We start from the raw sequence: 15537 nt of genomic DNA, 5'->3' as shown, positions 1-15537 counted from the left end.
GGAAGGCCATCGCTTCGCGGCCGGAAGGCCGAGCGCATCCACCATCCCCGCCGGGCACGCCCCAACCGCCCGGCGCGCGCTCACCTTCCTCCCAAAGGCCCTCGCCGAAGTACGGCGGTGCGCGGAAGAGAGGTGAAAGGGTCGAAGGCGGGGTCAGACGGCCAGGCGGGCCAGGACGCGGGCGAAGTCCGGAGGCGGAGCCACGACCAGCCGCGTCTGCCCGCGCTGGGTCACGATGTCGGCCCTGATGAGCGTCAGCCGCTCCTCGTGCCACCAGTACACCTGCGGACTGAGCCCGTCCGTGCGCGCCGCGTGCACCCGCAGCCGCTCGATCGCGCGTACCACGCCGATCCCGTCCACCGGATGTACGAGCAGCGTGTACGGATCGGGCAGCACCACGAGCACCCCGTCCGAGGGCACCGGCAGGTAGTCGCCCAGCCACCGCAGGTGCGTGGCGGCGGTCGGCCCGGAGGCGGTCAGCCGGGTCACCGGCGTGCCGGTCAGTTCGATGTTCTCCAGCCGGAGCCGTTCCTGCCCGCGCACGTTGGCCACGGCCTGGTCGAGGGCCTGCCCCGTGGGCAGCGGCCAGCACCCGGCCTGCTCGGGCCGCACGGCGCGCCCGGCCACGGTGAGCAGTTCGACCAGGTCGCCGTTGAGGTGGCGGCCGACGACGCGGGTCAGGTCGGCCACCTCGTCCACGGACTCCACCCGGGTCAGCATCAGGGGCCGGGCCTGCTCCAGGTCGCACACGTCCAGCCGCTCACCGGCGGTGGCCACCGCGTGCGCGAGGTGCTCGGAGACCAGCATCGGCCAGTCCTCCCTGGCCCTGCGCCCGGCCTCCCGCCGCAGCCCCGTGAGCTTCACGGCCAGCTCCTCGACGCCCCCGGGGCGGCCGCCACCGGGACCGTCGCCCTGGGGGCCGCCGTCCCGGTAACCACCGCCTCCGAGGCCGTCGTCACTGAAGTAACCGTCTCCGAAAGCCCTGAGCGTCACGGAGGAGCCGTCATGGGCGAACTCGAAGGAATATCCGAGGGACTCCGCGACGAGCGACAGCAGCGAGTCGAGATCGACGTCCTCAACCGGCCGGCGCGAGGGCTCGCGGTCACGCCTGAACAAGTTCACGCGCCGTGTCCCTTTCTGTCGGATTCGTCCCTCCTACCTTGCCTGCTCCTCATTCCCCCTCAGGTCAGCTAGGGAGCACGATTCGGTATCGATAACACCAAGTGCTCCCAGCCACAGGCTCATCTGTGGCGACCCGTGACCCACCGGCAACCCGGCCACCACGGGCACCCCGAGCGCCCCCAGCCGGTCTTCCAGCACAGGGTACGGATCCCCGCATCCCACCCACGAACCGAGCGCGATCCCCCGCACTCCGTCGAACACCCCCGCCTGCAGGAGCTGGGTGAGCATCCGGTCGATCCGGTACGGCTCCTCCCCGACGTCCTCCAGGAACGCGATCCGCTCCGAGAACGACGGCTGCCACCGGGTGCCGCACATCGAGGCCAGCAGCGACAGGTTACCGCCGCTCACCACCCCCTCGGCCCGCCCGGGCGCCAGCACCCGGTCCCCGTGAACAGGGGGAACGACATCGAACAGGGCCCGGCGCAGGCTCTCCCACGTACGCGGCTCCGGCCCCTCCTCATCACCCGCGACGACGTCGCAGGCCGCCATCGGCCCGTGCAGCGTCGGCACGCCCAGCTCGATCGCGAACGCGTTGTGCAGCGCCGTGATGTCGCTAGACCCGAGCAGCACCTTGGGCCCGGCCGCCCGCATGGCGTCCCAGTCGAGCAGGCCGAGCAGGCGGCCCGCGCCGTAGCCGCCCCGGCAGCAGAACACCGCGGAGACGGCCGGGTCGCACCAGGCGGCCTGCAGGTCGGCGGCGCGGGCGGCGTCGTCGCCTGCCAGGTAGTCCAGGCTCTGGCGGTCGAGCGCGTGCGCGCCCACCACCACCTTCAGCCCGAGCCCCTCCAGGCGCTCCACACCCCGTCCGAGCAGGACGGCGCTGGGCGGGCCCGAGGGCGAGACGATGGCGACGGTGTCACCTTGCTGCATCGATCAGCTCCTTGACGAGCGCGGGCAGTGCCTGGCCGATGGGCTCGTTGATCACCCGATCGGCGAAGGAGTCATAGGGCGTGGGCTCGGCGTTCACGATCACGAGCTGCGCACCGGCGTCGAGCGCCTCGCCGCACAGGCCGGCGGCGGGGTGCACGGTCAGCGAGCTGCCCACCGCGACGAACACGTCGCACGAGCGGGCGGCGTCCAGCGCCGCGCCCAGCACCTCGGACTTGAGCGCCTGCCCGAAGGAGATCGTGTTCGACTTCTGGATTCCGCCGCAGCGCGGGCAGGGCGGGTCGTCCTCGCCCGCGCTCACGCGGGCGAGCACCTCGGGCATGGGCGTGATCAGGTCGCAGGAGACGCACTCGGCGCGGCGGATGGTGCCGTGCAGCTCGATGACCTTCTCGGGGGCCGATCCGGCGAGCTGGTGCAGTTCGTCGATGTTCTGCGTGATGAGGGCGCGCCGCAGCCCGGCGTGCTCCAGGTCGACCAGCGAGCGGTGCGCGCCGTTCGGCTCGGCGCCGAAGGCCGGGTGAGTGAGCCTGGCCTGCCACGACGCGCGCCTGACGTCGGGGTCGGCGAGGTAGCGGTCGATCGTGGCGTTGACCGCGGCCTGCGGGTTCTTCGTCCAGACGCCCTGGGGCCCGCGATAGTCGGGAATCCCGGAATCGGTGGAGATGCCCGCTCCGGTGAGCACAGACACCGACGTTGGCTCATTCACCTGGCAAACGGTGTCACACTTACCTCTCGTATGCGACTTCCGCCCCACATCCTCGTGGTCAACGGCATCAAGGTCCGCCGGCCTGTCTTCCTGGTCGGAGCGCCGCATTCCGGCGCGGACCTGCTCGCCCGCGCCCTCAAACGCTCCCCTGGCTTCCACGTGACGATGGGCCGCTCGAGCGTGGCCCACGTGGTCTACGCCTTCGCCCGCAAGCCGTCCATCGCCGCCACCTCCGGCGCCGTACGCGTGATGCGCGACGCCCTGGCCGAGTCGTGGCAGGTGCTGCCCCGCTCGTGCGGCGATTGCGCGGAGTCGTGCCGGGAGGCCGGCGGCGTCACGGGGACCGGCCCCTGCGTGTCCGCGAGCGAGGTCACCCGCTTCGGCGACGGCAGCCCCGACCTCCTGTACAGCGTGCCGGTGCTGCTCCAGGCGTTCCCCGACGCCCGTTTCGTCCAGCTCATCCGCGACGGCAGGGACGCGGTGGCCGGGATGCTGGGCGACCCGGCGTGCCTGGCCTGGTTCAAGCCGGCGATGTCGTCGGAGACGAGCGATTTCCCGAACCCGTTCCTGGGCGTCAACAAGGACGAGCACCTGGAGCGCTGGAAGAGCATGCCGGCGGCGGGCAAGAGCGCGTTGCGCTGGCGCAGCGCCGTACGGCTGAGCGCCGAGCTGCGCCGCACGCTGCCCGATCCGCAACTCCTGACGCTGCGCTACGAGGACCTGATCCAGAAGCCGCCGCAGTCGGTGGCCAGGCTGTCGGAGTTCCTGGAGACGCGGGTGTCAAAGGTCGTCCTGTACGACACCGCGGTCCCCAAGGTCGGCGCCTGGCGCACCCGCCTGCGCCAGACCGATGTGGAGCTGGTGGAGAAGGTGGCCAGGGAGGAGCTCAGGCGGCTGGGCTACCTGAAGAGCTGAACTGCGTGCGGTAGAGCTCGGCGTAGATCCCGCCGAGCGCCAGCAGCTCCTCGTGCCCGCCGCGCTCGGCGATGCGCCCGTCGTGCACGACGAGGATCTCGTCGGCCTCCCTGATCGTCGAGAGCCGGTGCGCGATGACCAGCGACGTGCGCCCCTGCAGCGCGGTCTTCAGCGCCACCTGCACCGCCGCCTCGGACTCGGAGTCGAGGTGCGCGGTGGCCTCGTCGAGCACGACCACGCGCGGCGCCTTGAGCAGCAGCCTGGCCAGCGCCAGCCGCTGCTTCTCACCGCCGGACAGCCGGTAGCCGCGGTCGCCGACCACGGTGTCCAGCCCGTCGGGCAGGCCCTCGATGAGGTCGCCGATCTGCGCGGCCCTGAGCGCCTCCCAGATCTCCTCGTCGCTCGCCTCGGGCCTGGCGTAACGCAGGTTGGCGCCGATCGTGTCGTGGTAGAGGTGCGCGTCCTGCATGACCACGCCGACGGTGTCGCGCAGCGAGCCGAGCGTGGCGTCGCGCACGTCGAGCCCGTTGATCCGCACGGCGCCCTCGTTGACGTCGTAGAGCCGCGACACCAGCGAGGTCATCGTGGTCTTGCCGGCCCCGCTGTGGCCCACGAGGGCGATGAGCTGGCCTGGCTCGGCCGTGAAGGACACGCCCTTGAGCACCGGCTGGGACGGCCCGGTGTCCTGCCTGGCCACCGACTCCAGTGAGGCCAGGGAGACCTCCTCGGCGGCCGGGTAGCGGAAGCGCACGTCGTCGAACTCGATCGTCACCGGGCCCTCCGGCACCGGCACGGCGTCCGGCTTCTGGGCCACCATGGGCTTGAGGTCGAGGATCTCGAAGACGCGGTCGAAGCTGACGAGCGCGGTCATCACGTCCACGTGCACGTTGGACAGGGACGTGAGCGGGCCGTAGAGGCGCATCAGGAGGGCGGCCAGGGCCACCAGCGTGCCGAGCTCGAAGACGCCGGAGACGGACAGGACGCCGCCGATGCCGTAGACGAGGGCGGTGGCCAGCGCCGCGACCAGGCCGAGCGCGACCCGGAAGACGGTGCCGTACATGCCGACCGTCACGCCCACGTCGCGCACCCTGGCCGCGCGGCTGCCGAAGACCTCGGCGTCGTCCTCTGGACGGCCGTAGAGCTTGGCGACCATCGCGCCGGCCACGTTGAAGCGCTCGGTGGTGACCGAGCTCATCTCGGCGTCGAGCTGCATCTGCTCGCGGGTCAGCGCCGACATGCGGCGGCCGACGAACTTGGCGGGCACGATGAAGATCGGCAGCAGCACCAGCGCGACCAGCGTCACCTGCCACGACAGTGCCAGCATCGCGCCCAGCACCAGGATCAGGCTGACCACGTTGGACACGACCGAGGACAGGGTGCTGGTCAGGGCGCGCTGGGCGCCGATCACGTCGGTGTTGAGCCTGCTGACCAGCGCGCCGGTCTGGGCGCGCATGAAGAACGCGACCGGCATGCGCTGCACGTGGTCGAACACCTCGGTGCGCAGGTCGTAGATCAGGCCCTCGCCGATGCGGGAGGAGAACCACCGCTGCACCAGCGTCAGCCCGGCGTCCACCAGCGCGAGCACGGCGATCGCCACGGCCAGCCCCACGACCACGCTCGGCCGCTTGGGCAGGATGCCGTCGTCGATGATCGCCTTCATCAGCAGCGGGTTGGCGATCACGATCACCGCCCCGGCCACGACGAGCGCCAGGAACGCCGTGATCGGCCGTGTGTACGGCCTGGCGTAGCGCGCGATGCGCCGCACCGTGCCCGGCCGCAGCCGCTGCTTGGTCACCGAGCCGTCACGCCGCAGGGACGTCATCATGCCGGGGCCGAAGCCCCCACCCATCATCGCCATCCGGGGGATCCCCTCTCCTCCGCCGAGACAGCGCCGCCGGGCCACACGGGATTCCCGTCTCAGCTCACCGCGTAACCGGCGTGTTCCCCGCCCCTCAGAGCGGCCCTGAGCGTTCGTTGCGGCCCGCCGCCGTCCCCGAGGTGCCCCGCGGGCTACACAGAGCCTCAGGGCGCGGACGGAGCCGTACGGGCCCACGTCAGCCATGAGGCCCCTGAGCCGTGAGTCAGCCGAAGAGCGCCTTGATGCGAGCCGCCTGCTCCCTCCCCTCAGCCAGGCTCTGTTCCTCCAGGGTGCGGCCACCCGCTCCCTGGAGGAGCCGTTTGGTCGCGGCAGCCGCGTCACGATGGGTCGACAGCAGCTGCGCGACCTTCTCCTGTACCGCTTGCTCCAGGTCGCCCCCGGCGACCACTCTCTCCGCGAGGCCGATGCGCATGGCCTCGTCGGCGTGCACGGTCCTGGCGGTCAGGCAGATGTCGATCGCCTTGGCCAGGCCGACCAGCTCGACCAGGGGCTTGGTTCCCGTCAGATCAGGCACCAGGCCCAGTGCGGGCTCTTTCATGCAGAACGAAACATCTTCGGCCACGATCCGCAGGTCGCAGGCGAGCGCGAGCTGAAATCCCGCGCCGATCGCGTGGCCCTGCACTGCGGCGATGGAGACGATCTCCGGGCGGCGCAACCACAGGAAACCCGCCTGGGCCTGTCTGATGCGCTGCTCGAAGCCGGCGTCGTCGCTCTTGGCCGCCGAACTGAACGAGCCCTGTCCGGGCACCCCCTCAGCTGTGAACATTCGCAGGTCGATACCTGCCGAGAAGGACGGTCCCTCACCTTTCACGACGACTACGCGCACCTGCTCGGGCAGGTTCTCGCCGATGCGAGCCAGTTCGGACCATGTCGCGAACGTCTGTGCGTTGCGCTTTTCCGGCCGATCCAGCGCGATCGTCGCTATCTCACCGTCCACCTCGAAGCGGACTCCGCTCCCCGCGGAGGCAGAGTCTTCGTCCGTATACCCCCCGCGCTGTTGCGCCTGCGCTTCCGCCATCGCCCGCTCCCTCGTCCGGAATGCTGACCGTCGCGCCCGAGCCTACAGAACAACGTTCTGGCTCGGGCGCGACGGCGGCTGACTAGGGACGGGCGGCTGCGGTCGCACGTTCCGAGGCGGCCGTCAGCGCTTGGACTTGCCTCGAGTCGCCCCGCCGCGCCCGCGCAGAGTCACACCGGACTCGCTGAGGATGCGGTGGATGAACCCGTAAGACCGACCGGTTGAAGCGGCCAGCGCGCGGATGCTTTCGCCCGCGGCGTAGCGCTTCTTGAGATCGCCGGCCAGTTTTTCCCGGTCGGCCCCGGTGACCCGGGTGCCCTTCTTCAGTGTCTCGGCCACGAGTACCTCCTGTAGTGCCGGACTTCCGCAGCGTTACTCCGCCATGATCAGTCATTTCAGCGGGATCGGCTACCTACTCCACGGGAAAAGATCCGTACCCACTCAAATTAAGATCAGGCAAGTGCCACAAGATCGGAAAATTCGTCGCTCCATGCGTCTTCAGTTCCGTCCGGTAGCAAGATCACCCTATCCGGTGACAGGGCGTCAACGGCACCCTCGTCATGGGTGACTAGGACGATTGCTCCTGAATACGACCTCAGAGCATTGAGAACCTGCTCGCGGCTGACCGGATCGAGGTTGTTCGTGGGCTCGTCGAGAAGCAGCACATTGGCACTCGAGAGCACCAGGATCGCTAGTGCGAGACGCGTCTTCTCGCCGCCGGACAGGACCCCGGCGGGCTTGTCGACGTCGTCACCCGTGAACAGGAACGAACCCAGCACCTTGCGCAACTCGGTGTCGGTGAACTCGCCGCCCGCAGATCGCATATTCTCCAGCAGCGTCCGCCCGCTGTCGAGAGTCTCGTGCTCCTGGGCGTAATAACCGACCTTGAGGCCGTGTCCCGGTTTGATCGCACCCGTGTCGGGCGTCTCGATGCTCCCCAGCAGCCGCAGCAGCGTGGTCTTGCCCGCGCCGTTCAGCCCCAGGATGACGACCCTGTGACCTCGGTCGATGGCCACGTCGACGTCGGTGAAGACCTCAAGGGAGCCGTAGGACTTCGACAGGCCCTCGGCCATGAGCGGGGTGCGCCCGCACGGCAGCGGCTCGGGGAAGCGCAGCCGCGCCACCTTGTCGCTCTGGCGCTCTTCCTCGGTGCCCGACAACAACCGGTGGGCGCGGCGCATCATGTCCTGGGCGGCCTTGGCCTTGGTCGCCTTGGCCCGCATCTTGTCGGCCTGCGCCAGCAGGGCTCCGGCCTGTTTCTCGGCGTTGGCCCGCTCGCGCTTCCTGCGCTTCTCGTCGGTCTCCCGCTGGGCCAGGTAGGCCTTCCAGCCGACGTTGTAGTGGTCGACGGCCGAGCGGTTGGCGTCCAGGTGCAGGACCTTGTTGACCGTGGCTTCAAGAAGACCGACGTCGTGGCTGATGATCACCAAGCCACCTTGATGACTGCGCAAAAAATCGCGAAGCCAGCCGATTGAGTCCGCATCTAGGTGGTTTGTCGGCTCGTCAAGAAGGAGAGTTTCCGCTCCGCTGAAAAGAATTCGCGCCAATTCCACCCGCCTCCGCTGGCCCCCGGAAAGCGTTTGCAAGGGCTGTCCCAGCACCCTGTCGGGCAGGCCGAGGCTGGAGGCGATGGAGGCGGCCTCCGACTCGGCCGCGTAACCGCCCAGCACATGCATTTGATCTTCAAGCCGCCCGTAGCGCCTGACGGCCTTCTCCCGGGTGCGGTCGTCGGCCGACGACATGCCCAGCTCCGCCTCCCGCAGCTTGCGGATGACCTCGTCGAGCCCGCGCGCGGACAGGATGCGGTCGCGGGCCAGCACCTCCAGGTCGCCGGTGCGCGGGTCCTGCGGCAGGTAGCCCACGTTGCCGGTGGTGGTGACGGTGCCCGCGGCGGGCAGACCCTCGCCGGCCAGCACCTTCGTCAGGGTCGTCTTCCCGGCGCCGTTGCGGCCGACGAGCCCGATCTTGTCGCCGGGATTGACCCGGAAGGAGGCTTTCTCAATGAGCAGGCGCGCGCCCGCGCGCAGCTCGATATCATTAGCGATGATCATGGTGACCGGACACTCCCGAGCTAGGAAATGAGGATTGGGCGTGCGACGCCGGTCAATCGGGAGTATGCATACACCTCAGTGTAGGGCTCCCTGTGGGAGCCCCACCTATCCGATCATCACTCAATCAGGTGCTTGCCGATCAGCACCAGGTTGTGTATGGCGGCCAGCCCGTACTGCGCGGCGCTGTTGGTGCTGACGAAGGGCGCCTCGCGCACCGGATGCGGCACCTCGGGGCCGTCCACCAGGGTCAGCTCCCAGTTCTCCTGGTGTTGCAGCGGGTTGCGGTTGAGCTGGTCGCCCTCGCCCAGGCGGAACTTGCGCCAGGCCCAGGCCGCCAGGTCGGCGTCGCCGGTGCGCGCCGCCGCGTACGCCGTGAGCCGGCTGTGCGCCTGGATCAGCGAGATCCCGCTCAGCCGCTGCCCCACCGCGGCCTCCTGCTCCTCGGGGGTGGCGAGGTAGAGCCGGCAGTACTCCAGCCACGCCTCCTCGAAGCCGGGCACCTCCAGGTCGAGCCCGATCAGCTCGGCGCACATCTCCGGCAGGCCGAACAACGACGACAGGTGCGAGATGGAGATCTTGTCGCGGGAGATGTCGAACCGCCCGGTCTCCAGGTCCATCCGGCCCTCGCCGGACAGGAACCGTCGTGGCATCGCGCCGATGTCGGCCATCGTGCCCAGCAGCCGGTCCCTGGCCCGCTCGTCCCCGTGCCGCTCCCACCGGGTCAGCCAGGCCGCCGCCAGCGAGCCCCAGTCGGTGCCGAGGCCGACCGACAGGGCCGCGGGATCGGGGGTGTAGACGTCCTCGCGCACCTTGCGCTGGGGGTCGATCGCCAGGAACGTCTCCTCGGGGACGCTGAGCTCGTCCATGAGGTCGCCGGTGCGCTCGTCGGCCGTCAGGTAGTAGTAGAAGCGCCGGTAGGCGGCGTTGGAGATGCGCAGCTGCTTGCAGCTGCAGCCCCAGTGCTGCACGTTGTGCCGGCTGCCCAGGCCCTTCCACCTGCCGAGGTGATAGACGTCCACCTCGCCGGTGTGGCGGCTCATGGCCTCGGCGAAGCGGAAGACCTCGGCCCGGCCCGTGCGCAGATACTGCAGCCAGAGCCACAGGTCGGGTGACAGCTCCGAGTTGTCCCAGGCGTAGCCGCCGATGTCGTAGCGCCAGGTGTGGCGGTCGCGGTCGTAGGTGTGCATGACGTCGCCGTAGTCCCAGAACCCGTACCAGCGGCGTTGCTCGCGCTCGCGGGTGTAGAGGTCGAACAGGAAGTCCAGGCGGTCCTCGATCTTGGCGTGCGCGGGCGTGGAGCGGTCGGGCAGGCCCCACACGCCGAACACGCCCGCCTCGCGCACCCGCTCGGGGCTCGCGGTGAGCAGCCCAGGCTCGTTCATGGCGGCGGCGTGCGCCGCCAGCTCGTGCGCCGCGGGGGTGGCGTCGTGGAAGCGCAGGCTCAGCTCGTGCGTACGCGCGATGCCCCGCGGGTCGCCGAAGCCCGGCTCGTAGTCCTCGTACGTGATCTCCAGGCCCTCGAGCTGCTCGGCGAAGGTGTCCTGGCCCATGCCGTCGTGGTAGAAGCGCAGGTCCATGGCCGGCGCGGACGGCGACCACAACCAGACGGTGGCGGTGGCGACGTCGGTGGCCGCGTTCCTGACGTCGAGGCGGGCGGGGTGCAGGCGCCAGAAGTCGCGCAGCCCGAAGCCGAGGCCGCCGCTGACGCCGCCGACGTAGCCGTACCCGGCGGAGCGGGCGCCGGCCGGGATCGTCACCCAGGAGTGGCCCTCCTTCGTGCGCTTGCGCAGCGTGTAGCCGTCGGCGGAGGTCTGGTCGAGGGTGTAGTCGCCCCACGTGGGGATGAGGTGCAGCCGGCTCGCCACCTCGGGGTCCAGCTCGCCGGCCGGGCGGCCCTCGACCTGGGCGCGGCGCGCGGCCTCGCCGGGGTCGCGGCGCAGGCCGGTCAGCCCGCGTACGGCCTCGGTGAGGAAACCCTCGCTCCCGGCCAGCCGCACGTGCCGGTCGTGTGGTTCGTCGCGCATGACCACGTCGGCGCGCAGCCCGAGCCCGGCCAGGAAGTCGCGCTCGGGGTCGCCGTCCCAGACGAACGTGTGCATGACGCGCACGTGCTCGGCGCCGGCGTAGAAGTACAGGCGCACGGTGAACGGCAGCCAGTCGCCGTGCCGGCCCTCCAGCCGCACGACGGCGCGCAGGGGGCCGTCCTGCTCCACCGTGACGTTCTCGACGACGCCCGCGGCCTGCTCCCTGACCACGGGACCGGCCTCGTCGGGGGTGGGCTCCCCCTGGCGCAGGCTGACCAGGCGCACGTCCCTGGCGATCTCGCGGCTCCCGCGCGAGATCGAGCGGGCCAGCGCGCCGCCGCCGATCGTCCAGGTGACGACGCCGGTGCCGACGATCAGGTCGCGGCCCTTCCTGGTCACGGTGACGGCGGCTGCGGGGGCTCCGGGCTCTTCACCGGGCTCCAGCCGGTACGCCGCAGAGTCCGGCCGCGCGCCGATGGCGTGGGCCGACCACTTGACCGAGCCGTCGGGCCAGGTCGCGGTCACCCAGCTCTGCACGGGCACCTCGCGCCCTTCGGCGTCGGCCAGCGCGAAGGGCGTGCCGCGCCCGACCGCGCCGCGCGGCCAGGGAACCCCCCAGGTCACCCCTTGGTCTCCCGGTCGGTCCAGCCAGCGCAGCTCGGTCATGGAATCTCCTTCGAGGGTGGTGCGAGTCACTCCTTGACGCCTCCGATGAGCACGCCCTTGGCGAAGTGCTTCTGCAGGAAGGGGTAGAAGAACAGGATCGGCAGCGTCGCGATCACGATGACGGCGAACTTCAGGCCCTGCTCCGGCGGGATCCAGGTGCGGTCCATCTGCGCCAGGGCGTTCGCGGCGTCGGTATTGGTGAGCTGGCGGACGAGGATCTGCAGCGTCCACTTGCTCGGATCGCTGATGTACAGCAGCGGCGACATGTAGTCGTTCCAGATCGCCACCGCGTAGAACAGCGAGAACGTCGCGATGATCGGCTTGGACAGCGGCAGGACGATCTTGAAGAAGACGCCCATCTCGTTGCAGCCGTCGATCCGCGCCGCCTCCTCCAGGGCCTGCGGCAGCTCCTGGAAGAAGCTCTTGACAATGATCAGGTAGAACGGGTTGATCGCCAGCGGCAGGATCAGCGCCCAGTAGCTGTCGAGCAGCCCCATGTCGCGCACCACCAGGTAGGTGGGGATCATGCCGCCGGAGAAGACCATCGTGAAGATGACCAGGTTCAGGACCAGGATGCGGCCCGGCAGATACCGCTTGGCCAGCGGGTAGGCCATGGTGAACGTCAGCAGCACCTGCACCACCATGCCCACCGCGGTCACGATCACGGTCGTGAGCAGGGCGCGGACGAAGGTGGGGGTGGCGAAGATGTACGCGTACGACTCGGTGACGATCTTCTCCGGCCACAGGAAGAAGGGCCTGGAGGCGATCTCCGGCTCACCGGCGAACGACGCGGCCAGCACGTACACCAGCGGCAGGACCGTGATCAGCGCCAGGCCGAGGAGCACGGCGATGTTGAGCGAGTCGAACACGCGACTGCCGAGCGAGCTGTTGTTGTCGACCGTGAGCTTCTTGGGCTCGGTCTCGGTCATGGTGGTCATGTCCGGCCTCCTCAGAACAGTCCCCGCTGGCCCATACGCTTGGCCAGCCAGTTGGAGCCGAAGATCAGGATGACGCCGACGACGCCCTTGAACAGGCCGACGGCGGTGGAGTAGCTGTAGGAGGCGTTCTGGATGCCGGCGTAGAAGACGTAGGTGTCGAACACGTTCGCCACGTCGCGGTTCAGCGAAGTGGTCATCAGCCAGATCTGCTCGAAGCCGGTGTCCAGCAGGTTGCCGGAGGCGAGGATCGCCATGACGACGACCGTCGGGCGGATGGCGGGCAGCGTGACGTGCCAGAGCTGGCGGAAACGGCCGGCGCCGTCCATGCGGGCGGCCTCGTACAGGTTGGGGTCCACGCCGGCCAGGGCGGCCAGGTAGATGATCGTGCCCCAGCCCGTCATCTTCCAGAGCTGCTGGAGGACGATCAGCGGCCGGAACCACTCCTCCTGCGCCATGTAGTCGATCTTCGCGGTGTCGTGCAGGAAGTCGCGGATCCAGCCGGACAACACGCCGAAATCGGCCGCGAACAGCACGTACGTCAGCGACGCGACGATCGTCCAGGACAGGAAGTGCGGGATGTAGATGAGGGACTGGATCGAGCGCTTGAGAATGTTGAGCCGCAGCTCGTTCAGCAGCAGCGCGACGACGATCGGCGCGGGGAAGACGATGAAGATGTGCAGCAGCGCCAACACGAGCGTGTTGAACATCAGCAGGCCGAAGTCGCCGCCGGCGAAGAGGGCTTCGAAGTGCTTGAGGCCGACCCAGGGGCTGCCCGAGTAGCCGAGGAACGGCAGGAAGTCCTGGAAGGCGATGGTCACGCCGTACATCGGCAGGTACTTGAAGATCACGAAGTAGGCGAGGCCCGGCAGGAGCATCAGGTAGAGCCAGCGGTAACGCAGGATCGCGGTGCCCAGCGGCACCTTCTCCGCCTTGCGCCTCTTCGCCTTGGACGCCGCCTTCGCGGGAGGCGTCGCCAGGTCGGTGGCCACAGCGGCCTCCTTTCATATGAGGGGCCCGGAAAATGCCCGGGCCCCTCAGGCGGGTCGTGAGGTGACTACTTGGGGAGCTTCGCGAGCCCCTCGTTGATCTCGGTGATCACCTGGTCACCGCCGCTGGTGTGCCAGCGCTGGATCTCGGCCTTGAGCCCCGCTTCGTCGATCGCGCCCGACAGGTACTTGACCCGGGCGTCGGCGACGATCTTGTCGATCTGCGCGCCCTTCTCGATCTGCGTGTTCGAGATCACGGGCAGCGCCACGTTGTGCACGGCCGTCTTGAGGTCCTCCGCCACCAGCTTCTTCTGCAGGTCGAGGATGTCCCGGTACGCCTGGCCGGACGGGACGCGCTGGTAGGCGATGCCGCCGGTGTCCACGCTGCCCTTGGTGCTGAGCTGGATGAAGGCGTCGTCCGCGTTGTCCTGGATGGTCTTGACCGCGGGGTCGTCCTCGTTGATCAGCGCGGCGGTGTCGCCGTTCTCGACCTTGTAGTTGCGGCCCTCGATGCCGTTCGTGACCAGGTTCTGACCGTCCTTGGTGGCCAGCTTGTCCAGCGTCTTCAGCACGTTGTCCAGCTCGGCGTCGGTTCGCACGCTCTGCTTGGAGATGGCCAGGGAGTCGGCGTAACCCGTGAACGGGTAGGAGTGCTTCTCGGTGTCGGACTTCGCCATGTTGCCGACCATGGTGACCTTGTCGCCGTAGTCCTTGTCACCGTTCTCCCTGAACAGGTCGAAGAGCTGGCGGGAGCGGATGTTCACGTCGATGATCATGCCGCCCCTGCCGTGGAAGAACGGGTCGTTCCACTTGGCGGAGTCGAGGGTGGCGAAGTCGGGGTTGACCAGGCCCTCGTCGACCATCTTCTTCAGCCAATTGTTGGCCTCGAGGAACTCGGGTGTGTCGAACCCGGGCACGACCTTCCCGCCGCGCTCGCCCCAGCCGGTCGGGGCGCCGAACCAGGTCTCGATCACGTCGTACGGGCTGGCGCTGGCGTAGTCGCCGGGCCACTTCGGGATGATGAGGCCGTAGGTGTCCTTCTTGCCGTTGCCGTCGGGGTCCTTCTCGGTGAACGCCTTGGCGACCTGGTAGAAGTCCTCGATCGTCTTCGGCTCCTCGAGACCGACCTTCTTCAGCCAGTCCTTGCGGATCACGACCGCCGAGCGCAGCAGGGGCCGCATCCGGTAGAGGCCGTAGGTCTTGCCGTTGATGGAGGCGTTGAGCGCGGACTGCGCGTTCGCCGGCTTGAGGTTCGGATACTTGTCCAGCTTGTCGGTCAAGTCCCAGAACGCCCCCGCCTGCGCGGCCTTGACGAACGCCGGAAGGTGCGGATCCACCACGATGACCTGCGGAATGTTGTCCGAGGCCAGGGTGACGTTCAGCTTCTCGGTGTACTCGGCGTTGGGGACCCAGGTGACCTTGATCTTCTTGCCGAGGTACTTCTCGACGGCCTGCTGCAACTCGCCGGTCGGCTCGGGGGCCGTGCCGAACAGCTTCGACATGAAGGTGATCGTGTTCGGGTCGGACTGAGACGCGTCGCCACCGCCAGAACAGGCCGAGGCGGTGAGAGCAGCCGTTAGCGTTAACACACCGGCAAGGAGGCGCCGGCGACGCGATGCGCTCATGAGTTCCCTTTCGAAAGCAGGCGCGCCTCGTTCTCCTGGAAGAAGCGCAGGCAGAGCCACGTGTTGAGATAGATCCACGCGCCGAAGCTGATCATCGGCGCCAGGATGGGCGCCACCGAGGTCGCGAAGGCGATGGCTGAGAGCGCTAGCAGCAACAGCACGGACGAGGCCGGGCGCAGCAGCGCTAGCTGGGCCGCCTTGGGCCAGTAGGCCCGCAGCGGCAGGTCGTAGTGCACGTAGAGCGGTCCTACGTGCGCCCCCACACCCGCCAGTGCGATCAGCGCCACGAAGGTCGCGATCCGCGGTGCCCCCATGCCGGGCCCCAGAGCGGAGAAGTAGAGGTAGTTGCCGATCAGCACGATGGCGGCCAGCGCCCCCGGCAGGACCAGCAACGAGGCCCGGACGAACTCCCGTCGGTAGACGGCCCAGAATTCGGCCCAAGCCTGAAACGATTCATTCCGGGCATGCCTCCGCGCCAGGGTGTAGGCGGCAACGGTGGCGGGCCCGAGCCCGAGAATCACGCCTCCCGCGAGGGTGAAAACGAGCCACATCACGTTCAGCTGCACCGCCCATATGAGCTCTGAGCAGGCAGCTTGAAACCTTATCGACATGGAGGGGTGGTTCATCCGGCACCACCTTTCGTGGCATGTGCACGGACA

General features: G+C 68.9%; 13 protein-coding genes. 1 reads left to right on the top strand and 12 read right to left on the bottom strand.

Features of this window, described 5'->3' with window-relative positions; all coding sequences use genetic code 11:
• Positions 1 to 153: 153 nt before the first annotated feature.
• The 3 genes from ACFPZ3_RS65265 to ACFPZ3_RS65255 are packed head-to-tail and all read right to left on the bottom strand — an operon-like array spanning position 154 to position 2776.
• Positions 154 to 1122, bottom strand: a complete 969-nt coding sequence (locus ACFPZ3_RS65265; protein WP_379524430.1) for a hypothetical protein — start codon at positions 1120 to 1122, stop codon at positions 154 to 156.
• Positions 1123 to 1155: 33 nt separating this feature from the next.
• On the bottom strand, positions 1156 to 2052 hold the full coding sequence (locus ACFPZ3_RS65260; RefSeq protein ID WP_379524429.1) for a S66 peptidase family protein: 897 nt from the start codon (positions 2050 to 2052) through the stop codon (positions 1156 to 1158).
• On the bottom strand, positions 2039 to 2776 hold the full coding sequence (locus ACFPZ3_RS65255; RefSeq protein WP_379524428.1) for an SIR2 family NAD-dependent protein deacylase: 738 nt from the start codon (positions 2774 to 2776) through the stop codon (positions 2039 to 2041). The genes ACFPZ3_RS65260 and ACFPZ3_RS65255 overlap by 14 nt, the downstream gene beginning before the upstream one ends.
• A 30-nt stretch (positions 2777 to 2806) precedes the next feature.
• Here ACFPZ3_RS65255 and ACFPZ3_RS65250 point away from each other — a divergent pair, with 30 nt between their 5' ends.
• Positions 2807 to 3691, top strand: coding sequence for a sulfotransferase family protein (locus ACFPZ3_RS65250; protein WP_379524427.1), 885 nt, complete (start codon positions 2807 to 2809; stop codon positions 3689 to 3691).
• Here the strand turns inward: ACFPZ3_RS65250 and ACFPZ3_RS65245 are convergent.
• The 9 genes from ACFPZ3_RS65245 to ACFPZ3_RS65205 all read right to left on the bottom strand — a co-directional run bounded on the left by ACFPZ3_RS65245 (position 3663) and on the right by ACFPZ3_RS65205 (position 15444).
• The gene (locus tag ACFPZ3_RS65245) at positions 3663 to 5549 is read right to left on the bottom strand and encodes an ABC transporter ATP-binding protein (RefSeq protein ID WP_379524426.1); all 1887 of its coding nucleotides are present in this window, start codon (positions 5547 to 5549) and stop codon (positions 3663 to 3665) included. The genes ACFPZ3_RS65250 and ACFPZ3_RS65245 overlap by 29 nt on opposite strands.
• Positions 5550 to 5772: 223 nt before the next feature.
• Entirely contained in the window at positions 5773 to 6588 is an 816-nt protein-coding gene (locus ACFPZ3_RS65240; RefSeq protein WP_379524425.1) for an enoyl-CoA hydratase/isomerase family protein, read from the bottom strand.
• Between the two features lie 123 nt (positions 6589 to 6711).
• A complete protein-coding gene (locus tag ACFPZ3_RS65235) occupies positions 6712 to 6927 on the bottom strand; it encodes a helix-turn-helix domain-containing protein (RefSeq protein WP_020547488.1) in 216 nt (71 codons plus the stop codon).
• Between the two features lie 113 nt (positions 6928 to 7040).
• Positions 7041 to 8639, bottom strand: coding sequence for an ABC-F family ATP-binding cassette domain-containing protein (locus tag ACFPZ3_RS65230; protein ID WP_379524424.1), 1599 nt, complete (start codon positions 8637 to 8639; stop codon positions 7041 to 7043).
• A 116-nt stretch (positions 8640 to 8755) separates the two neighbouring features.
• Positions 8756 to 11329 (bottom strand): exo-rhamnogalacturonan lyase family protein, encoded by a 2574-nt coding sequence (locus ACFPZ3_RS65225; RefSeq protein ID WP_379524423.1) that lies wholly within the window; start codon positions 11327 to 11329, stop codon positions 8756 to 8758.
• A gap of 26 nt (positions 11330 to 11355) precedes the next feature.
• Positions 11356 to 12267, bottom strand: a complete 912-nt coding sequence (locus ACFPZ3_RS65220) for a carbohydrate ABC transporter permease (RefSeq protein ID WP_379524422.1) — start codon at positions 12265 to 12267, stop codon at positions 11356 to 11358.
• Between the two features lie 11 nt (positions 12268 to 12278).
• The gene (locus ACFPZ3_RS65215; protein WP_379524421.1) at positions 12279 to 13256 is read right to left on the bottom strand and encodes an ABC transporter permease; all 978 of its coding nucleotides are present in this window, start codon (positions 13254 to 13256) and stop codon (positions 12279 to 12281) included.
• Positions 13257 to 13321: 65 nt separating this feature from the next.
• Positions 13322 to 14755 (bottom strand): extracellular solute-binding protein, encoded by a 1434-nt coding sequence (locus tag ACFPZ3_RS65210; protein ID WP_379524420.1) that lies wholly within the window; start codon positions 14753 to 14755, stop codon positions 13322 to 13324.
• 119 nt (positions 14756 to 14874) lie between these two features.
• Positions 14875 to 15444, bottom strand: coding sequence for a YesL family protein (locus ACFPZ3_RS65205; RefSeq protein ID WP_379524419.1), 570 nt, complete (start codon positions 15442 to 15444; stop codon positions 14875 to 14877).
• Between the last annotated feature and the right edge of the window lie 93 nt (positions 15445 to 15537).

Source organism: Nonomuraea insulae (assembly GCF_042656245.1).
This window is presented reverse-complemented; position numbering and strand designations above follow the sequence as displayed.